The sequence below is a fragment of the Streptomyces sp. NPDC058045 genome, from assembly GCF_042885635.1.
In the GTDB taxonomy this organism is placed as follows: Bacteria; Actinomycetota; Actinomycetes; order Streptomycetales; family Streptomycetaceae; genus Streptomyces.
On record NZ_JBHVRR010000003.1, the window covers coordinates 1 to 7834 of the forward strand.

Annotated in this window: 5 protein-coding genes; 4 read left to right on the top strand and 1 reads right to left on the bottom strand. The window is 73.0% G+C overall.

All coding sequences use genetic code 11. From position 1 onward, the window contains the following. Window positions 1-263 precede the first annotated feature (263 nt). Window positions 264-521, top strand: coding sequence for a LysR family transcriptional regulator (locus ACFVST_RS03075; RefSeq protein ID WP_390146289.1), 258 nt, complete (start codon window positions 264-266; stop codon window positions 519-521). A 50-nt stretch (window positions 522-571) separates the two neighbouring features. Here ACFVST_RS03075 and ACFVST_RS03080 read toward each other — a convergent pair whose 3' ends face one another. Beyond that, a complete protein-coding gene (locus tag ACFVST_RS03080; protein WP_390146291.1) occupies window positions 572-1222 on the bottom strand; it encodes a response regulator in 651 nt (216 codons plus the stop codon). A 189-nt stretch (window positions 1223-1411) separates the two neighbouring features. Here ACFVST_RS03080 and ACFVST_RS03085 point away from each other — a divergent pair, with 189 nt between their 5' ends. The 3 genes from ACFVST_RS03085 to ACFVST_RS03095 are packed head-to-tail and all read left to right on the top strand — an operon-like array spanning window position 1412 to window position 7652. Next, on the top strand, window positions 1412-5434 hold the full coding sequence (locus ACFVST_RS03085) for a PA14 domain-containing protein (protein ID WP_390146293.1): 4023 nt from the start codon (window positions 1412-1414) through the stop codon (window positions 5432-5434). After that, the gene (locus tag ACFVST_RS03090) at window positions 5431-6399 is read left to right on the top strand and encodes a TauD/TfdA family dioxygenase (RefSeq protein WP_390146294.1); all 969 of its coding nucleotides are present in this window, start codon (window positions 5431-5433) and stop codon (window positions 6397-6399) included. Before ACFVST_RS03085 ends, ACFVST_RS03090 begins: the two co-directional genes overlap by 4 nt. Continuing rightward, on the top strand, window positions 6396-7652 hold the full coding sequence (locus tag ACFVST_RS03095; protein WP_390146296.1) for a cytochrome P450: 1257 nt from the start codon (window positions 6396-6398) through the stop codon (window positions 7650-7652). The genes ACFVST_RS03090 and ACFVST_RS03095 overlap by 4 nt, the downstream gene beginning before the upstream one ends. Window positions 7653-7834: the final 182 nt, after the last annotated feature.

A 7834-nucleotide genomic window follows, 5' to 3' on the forward strand; every position in this document is an offset into this window, starting at 1 on the left:
GGGGGGTGGGCGGGGGGGGGGGGGGCGGGGCGGGGGCCATTTTCCCGCCGCCGGGCCACCGCCCGAACGCAACAGCCCGCCACTGGCCGGAGGTTGCCCTGACTCGCCGTCGAAGTCCGTGGATTGCATCTTCCTGCACCTCCCCTTGCCCGGGGCACACCGCTCGGCTGGTATTGGACTCGTCTTTTCGAACAGTTCGGCACCAGTTCGCGTGGGGCCGGGTGGAGCGCCGATCGTGCTCTGCCGGCCAGACAGGGGGAGTGATGCACGAGCGTGAATTCCGTGCCTTTGTGTCCGTGGCCGAGATCGGCCGGATGGACCAGGCGGCCAGAGTGCTCGGCTATTCCCAGCCCGCGGTCAGCTACCAGATCAAATGTCTGGAGCAGGTGCTGGGGATCAAGCTGTTCACCCGGGATTCCACCGGTGCGAGACTCACCAGAGAAGGCCGGATGATACTGCCCTCGGCACGGGCCGTGCTCTCGCTGATCGACAGTATGAAAGACGTCTGCACACCGACCTGAACGGCGGGCGGCGCGCAGGCCGGGCGAAGGTCTCGCGCCCCGCAAGTGCGTTACTCCAGCAGGCCGTTGCTCCACACCCAGGCGGCGATGCCGACCCGGTTCCGGGCGTCCAGCTTCCGCTGGACGTTGGCGATATGGGTCTTGGCGGTACCCGCGGAGATGAACAGCTCCGTACCGATCTCCGCGTTGGTCAGCCCCTTGGCGACCAGCCGCGCGATCTCCGTCTCCCGCTCCGTCAGGGCCTCCGCGGGCTGGATCGGGCGCGGGCGGGCGGCGGCCCGGGTGTGCCGTAGCAGACTCACCGTCAGCGAGGGGCTGATGAGGGTGTCACCGGCCATCGCGGCCCGTACCGCCTCCACCAGGAGCGTCGGGCCGGAGCGCTTCAGCAGGAAGCCGCAGGCGCCGTGGTGCAGCGCGGTCTGCACATACTCGTCCAGCCCGAAGGTGGTCACCACCACCACCCGCACCGGGTCCCCCACCTCGGGGCCGGCGAGCCGCCGGGTCACCTCCAGGCCGTCCAGGCGGGGCATCCGGATGTCGGCGAGCAGCACATCCGGTTTCAGCGCCCGGGCCAGTTCCACGGCCTGGAGGCCGTCGGACGCCTCGCCCACGACCTCCATGTCCGGCTGGGAGTCCAGAATCAGGCGGAAGCCGATGCGCACGGACTCCTGGTCGTCTGCGAGAAGAATACGAATCGTCACGCGCAGCACGGTAGTTGGGTGATCCACACCCCGGCCACCGGTACCCCGTATTCAAAGATTCACTGCGGACTTCGGTACGTATTCCGGTGCTGGCAGCATCGGCGCGGGCACTGTGCCGCCGCGGTGCGCCGCGTCCCCCTTTTCCCTCGCGTGATGCGCGAATTTCCAGCTTTGGAGTGGTGACTGAGCATGGCTCGCACCAAGAAACTCGGATGGGTCGCCGCCTCCGGCGCCGCGGCCCTGACCTGCACCCTGATGGGGATCCTCGCCCCGGACACGGCGAACGCCTCTTCGGCCGACGCGACCCGCCTGCCGAGACCGGCCGCCCCCGCCGGCACCCCCAACACCGCCGTCTGGCCCGGCGGCCGCTTCACCTCCGGCGGTGGCGGTGGCTCCGGCACGGCCCCCGCGACGGCCGGCCCCGCCGACGGCAGGACCCTGACCGGGGTACGGCCGAAGCTGTCGGCGGCCCGCCAAAAGGGCGCGGTGGCCTACGAGTTCGTCCTCTCCACCGGGGCGAGCCCGCGCAGCGGCCAGCTCACCTCCTCCGGCTGGGTCGGCGGCCCGAGCTGGCAGGTGCCCGCCGGACTGCTCAAGAACGGCGGGCACTACACCTGGACGGTGCGCACCAAGGACCGCTCCGGCCGGGTCAGCCGGGACGCCGCGGCCCGCTCCTTCACCGTCGCCCAGCCCCTGGGAGCGCAGGAGGACGGCAGCCCCACCGCGACGGACACCCTGGGCCCGGTGACCGTCGGCCTCGCCACCGGCGATGTCTCCGCCTCCGTCAACACCGCGCAGGTCCCCACCGGCGCGGGAATGCTGGGCGCCACCTTCCGCTACGACTCGCAGGCCGCGGGCACCACGGCCGGGCTGACCGGTTCCTACTACGCGGGGGACTCGGCCACCGGTATCGGCGCCCAGGAGAAGCCCGCCGCCCGGCGCACCGACGCCCGCGTCGACTTCGACTGGGGCCGCGCGGCGCCGTACCCGAAGGCCGGGGCGGGGGCCGCGTTCCGGGCGGCGTGGACCGGCCGGTTCACCGTGCCCGCCGACGGGGTCTACCGCTTCGGCGGCAGCCATGACGGCGGGCTGCGGGTGCTGGTCGACGGCCGTCCGGTGCTGGACGACTGGAAGGGCGCCAAGGCGGGCGACCGCCCGGCGTACGGCAGCGGGGTGCGGCTGAGGGCCGGGGGGACCCACCGCATCACCGTGCAGTACCGCCACCCCGGCGGGGCGGACGGCGGCCGGATCGCCCTGTGGGCCGCCGACGCCCGGCACTCCGCGCCCGTCCCGGCCTCCTGGCTCCAGCCCTCCGGCGCGGTACTCCCGCCCGGCTGGACCGTCACCCCGGACCCGACCGGAGCGGCCGCCGAATCGGCCGCCAACTCCCCGGCCGCACAAGCCAGTTCGGCGGTCCAGCAGGACGCCTCCGCCGCCGCTCCGGCCGGCGGGGACACCTCCGCGGCGGCCGGTACGACGGCCCCCGGCACGACCGTGAAGGCCGGGCAGGGGCGGGCCGGGGCCGATACCGGGAAGACCGCCAAGTCCGGTGCCGGTGCGGCCGGTTCGGCGACTCCCGAAGGGCAGCAGGCCGGTATCGCCGCCGCCGAGGACACCGGCGCCGGGTTCGTCTACGCCGGTGACAAGGCCTGCGCCGACGACGCGGCACCCGCGGGCTATGTCTGCGCCGTGCGGGTGCCGGGCGCCGGGACCACCCAGCTCTACTACCGCGGCGGCAAACTGGTCCGCTTCGTCAACCCGGGCGGTGAGACCACCGACTTCGGCTTCGCCGCCGACCACCGGCTCACCACCGTGCGGCCCCCGCTGGTGATGGACTGGATCGCCGCGGGCGAGGGCCGCGACACCGAGGCCGCCCGGTACGCCATCGGCTACCGCGGCGACAGCGCCGCCGCCGCCCGGGTCACCGGCCCCGACCCCGCCGGCACCGACGCCGCCTCCTCCCTGCGTCCCCGCCACGACTTCGTACCCGCCGAGGGCGGGACGCAGGTGCGCGTCGCCGGTGCCACCGGGACCCGTACGGTCACCTTCGACGGCGCCGGGCGCACCGCCACCGACACCGACGGCACCGGCCGCACCACCCGCTACACCTGGACCGAGGACGGCCGCCTCCGCACCTCGGCGGACCCGGCCGGCCGGCTCACCACCACCGTGTACAACGAGGCCGGAATGCCGGCCGGCACCTACGGCCCCGGCCCGGCCGCCTGCTTCGGCAGCGACCTGCGCCCGGTCCACCCCGCCCCCGAGGGCTGCGAGCGCGTCCCCGCCCAGACCACCGAGTACGGAGCGGCCGGCCTGACCACGGTACGGGCCGACTCCGACGGTGTCCCCGCGCTGACCACCCGGCTCCAGCTCAGCGAACTCGGCCTGCCCGCCGCCTCGGTGACCGACCCCGGCGGCCTCGCCCTCACCACGGCCTACGGCTACGACGAGGCGGGCCGCCCCACCAGCGAGACCAGCCCGGGGGGCGCCCGCAAGACCTTCGCCTACTACGGGGCCGAGGAGAGCGCCGACAACCCCTGCACCCGGGAGAAGGACCCGGCGCCCCAACTCGGCCTGCCCAAGTCGGTCGCGCTGCCCGCCGGCGCGGACGGCTCCGCCCGGGTGGAGAAGTTCGTCTACTCGCGGCGCGGATACCCCGTCGCCGTCAACTTCGGTGGCTCCGACTGGACTTGCACCCGGTACGACGACCGCGGCACCGTCACCGAGATGTCCATGCCGGGCAACGCCAACCTGCCCGGCTGGACCGTGAAGTACGACAGCGCCTACCACGGTGATCCGCTGACCGTGCGGGCCACCCACCCCGACCACACCCTGACCCGCACCGTCGACCTGCTCGGCCGCCCGGTGCGCTTCACCGACGCCCTGGGCGTCACCACCACCACCGGCTACGACCAGGCGGGCCGGGCCGTACGGGAGCACGTCGCCCCGCCCACCGGCTCGGGCGCCGCACAGGTCCGGCACACCCGCTACGACGCCGCCGACCGTGTCCAGCGGACCGACCTCGACGGCCGCACCCTCGCCACCGCCGGATACGACACCGCGGGCACCCTGAAGGACGTGCGCTACGGCAACGGCACCCGTCTCGACATCCGGCGCGACCCGGCGGGCCGGATCACCGCCAGGGACTGGACCCTCGCCGACGGCAGCAAGCAGTCCACCCGCGTCACCCGCTCCCGGTCCGGAACCGTCGTGGACGAGTCCACCGCGGGCAAGGACCCCCGCCCGGACGGGCCCAACTACCGCTACGACGCGGCCGGCCGACTGGTCCGCGCCCACCTCACCGGGCACGACTACACCCGCGACTTCACCGGCAAGCAGGCGGGCTGCCCCGGCGGCACCCGCCCCGAGGCCGGAGCCGACGGCAACGTGGTCCGCCTCACCGACCGCACCCCCGAGGGCACCGCGGTCACCGGCTACTGCTACGACACCGCCGACCGGCTGCTCGCCACCACCGGCGACCACCCCGTCACCGGCACCACCTACGGGCTCAACGGCCACCTCACCGGCTACCGCGTCGACGGCCGCCAGGAGACCCAGCACCCCGACGCCGTCGAGCGCTACCTCGGCGCCTCCGTGAGCGGGCCCGGCGCCGCCGACGTCCGCTACACCAAGGACGTCGTCGACCACCTGACGGGCCGCACCGCCAAGACGGTCCACGGCACCGAGGAACTCCGGTACGGGCACACCGATATGAACGACCCGGCCCCCGACCTCGTCCTCGACGGCGGCAAGCGGCCGCTGGCCCGGGTGCTGGGCCTGCCCGGCGGAGTCGTCCTCACCCTCGACGCCCACCGCTCCGGCGCCGCCGCCACCACCTGGAGCCATCCCACGGTCCGCGGCGACATCTTCCTCGTCACCGGCGACGACGGCCGCCGCCGGGGCGACCAGTACCAGTACGGCCTCTACGGCGAGCCGCTGCGCGCCGACGGCACCGTCGACCCGCAGCACCTGCCCGACAACCTGCCCGGCGCCTACGACTACGGCTGGCTCGGCCGGTACCAGGTGGGCACCGAACACCAGGGCGCCCTGCTCTCCACCGTGCTCGACACCCGCGTACTGAACCCGACCCTGGGGCGGTTCTCCGCACCGGTGTCCTCGGGCCCCTTCCTCAACCCCTACGAGTACGCGGCCGGCGACCCGGTCAACCACACCAGCATCAACGGCTACTCCCTGGAAGCGGAGACGGAATGAACACCACCCCCTTCACCGGCGCCGACACCGAGCTGGCCGAACTCGACGGCACCCACCTGCTGCGCGTCACCCCCGAAGGAGGCGACCACCGCGCCTGGTTCACGGCCAACGCCGAAGCGCTCCGGGCGGCGATGTACGAGCACGCCGCCGTGATGGTGAAGGCGAGCGGGCTCACCGAGGACGCCCAACTCGCCCAGATCGCCGAGACGGTGGGCGGCCGGACCCTGGAGTACAACGAGCGGTCCACCCCGCGCAGCCGCGTCACCGGCAAGGTGTACACGTCCACCGAGTACCCCAAGGACCAGAGCATCCCCCAGCACAACGAGAGCGCCTACTCCCGCAACTGGCCGCACAACGTCTTCTTCTACTGCGCGCTCGCCGCGGCCACCGGCGGAGAGACACCCGTCGCGGACAGCGCCGCCGTACTCGAAGCGCTCCCGGCCCAACTGGTGCGCCGCTTCGAGGAGAAGGGCGTGCTGTACACCCGCACCTACCGCACCGGGATGGGCCTGTCCTGGCAGGAGGGCTTCCAGAGCGACGACAAGGGCTATGTGGAGAGCTACTGCGCCGACCAGGACATCGAAACCGAGTGGGACGGCGATGTGCTGCGCACCCGGCAGCGCCGGCCCGCCGTCCTGGCGCACCCGGTGACCGGCCGCAGGGTGTGGTTCAACCAGGCCCACCTCTTCCATGTGGCGGCGCTGCCCGAGGCGGTACGCGAGGGCCTGCTGGAGATCTGCGGGGAGGACGGGCTGCCGCGCAACGCCTACTACGGCGACGGCACCCCCATCACCGCCGACGAGATCGCCACCGTGCTCGGCGTCTACGAGGAGCGGACCCTCGCCGAGCCGTGGCGCACCGGGGACCTGCTGATGATCGACAACCTCCTCACCTCGCACGGCCGCCGCCCCTTCACCGGCGACCGCAAGGTCGTGGTGGCCATGACCCGGCGCGAGGCGGCATGACCACCGAGACACCCGCCCCCGCCGCCGCCCCCGCCGCGCCGCCCGCGGCCGACCTCACCGATCCGGGTACCTTCCTCGACAGCCGGGAGCGGCTCTTCGAGCTGTGGCACGGGTTCCGCACCCGCAGCCCCGTCCACTGGCACCCCGTGCGGGACCGGGCGGTGCCCGGCTTCTGGGTGCTGTCCCGCTACCGGGACGTGATGGAGGTGTACCGCGACAACAAGCGGTTCACCTCCGAGCGGGGCAATGTACTCGCCACCCTCCTGGCGGGCGGCGACTCGGCCGCCGGGCGGATGCTGGCCGTCACCGACGGCCGCCGCCACCGGGAACTGCGCAACGTGCTGCTGAAGGCGTTCGCACCGCGGGTACTGGAACCCGTGGTCGAGGGAGTGCGGCAGCGGGCCGACCGGCTGGTGCGGGCCGCGGTCGAGCGGGGCGGCTGCGACTTCGCACAGGATGTGGCCGAGCACATCCCGATGGCCACCGTCGCCGACCTCCTCGGGGTGCCCGCCGCCGACCGGGACTATCTGCTGTCCCTCACCAAGCAGGCACTCAGCTCCGAGGAGGAGGGCCAGTCCGAGGAGGAGTCCCTCGTCGCCCGCAACGAACTCCTGCTGTACTTCTCCGACTTGGCGGAGGACCGCCGCGACGACCCCCGGGACGACGTGGTGAGCGTGCTCGCCGCGGCCACCATCGACGGCGAGCCGCTCACCGGGCAGGAGATCGTCCTCAACTGCTACAGCGTCATCATCGGCGGCGACGAGACCAGCCGGCTCTCCATGATCGGGGCGATGGACGAACTGATCCGCCACCCCGGGCAGTGGCGGCGCCTGAAGTCCGGTGAGGTGACGGTGGAGAGCGCCGTCGAGGAGGTACTGCGCTGGGTCACCCCCGCCATGCACTTCGGCCGCCGCGCCCTGACCGACGTGGAGATCGGCGGGAGCACCATCCGGGCCGGTGACGTCGTCACCCTGTGGAACACCTCGGCCAACCACGATGAGGAGGTGTTCACCGCCCCGGAGGTCTTCGACCTGGGCCGCACCCCCAACAAACATGTCTCCTTCGGCTACGGGCCGCACTTCTGCCTCGGCTCCTATCTGGGGCGGGCGGAGATCAGCAGCCTGCTGACCGCGCTGCGCACCCATGTCGCCGAGGCGGAGTCGACCTCCCCGGGCCGGCCCATCCACTCCAACTTCCTGCACGGATACAGCTCCCTGCCCGTTACCCTGCGCCCGGAACGCCGGCCGGCATAAGCCCCCGGCGCACCTTCCCGCGCGCCTTCTCGTACCGAGCGCCCCGTCCGTCCGGACGGGGCGCTCGCGCGTTCCGTGTAAAGACCGATGAGCATTCTTCGATATGGCCCCGTGAGCGCATCGAAGTTTTCCATGAGTCCCATGGCGGACGGGAATTGATTCGTAGTGTGGGCCGCGTCGTC

Bases quoted from the DNA above. Each gene is read 5' to 3' on its own strand.
- ACFVST_RS03075 (WP_390146289.1), top strand. From the start codon at position 264: ATGCACGAGCGTGAATTCCGTGCCTTTGTGTCCGTGGCCGAGATCGGC.
- ACFVST_RS03085 (WP_390146293.1), top strand. From the start codon at position 1,412: ATGGCTCGCACCAAGAAACTCGGATGGGTCGCCGCCTCCGGCGCCGCG.
- ACFVST_RS03090 (WP_390146294.1), top strand. From the start codon at position 5,431: ATGAACACCACCCCCTTCACCGGCGCCGACACCGAGCTGGCCGAACTC.
- ACFVST_RS03095 (WP_390146296.1), top strand. From the start codon at position 6,396: ATGACCACCGAGACACCCGCCCCCGCCGCCGCCCCCGCCGCGCCGCCC.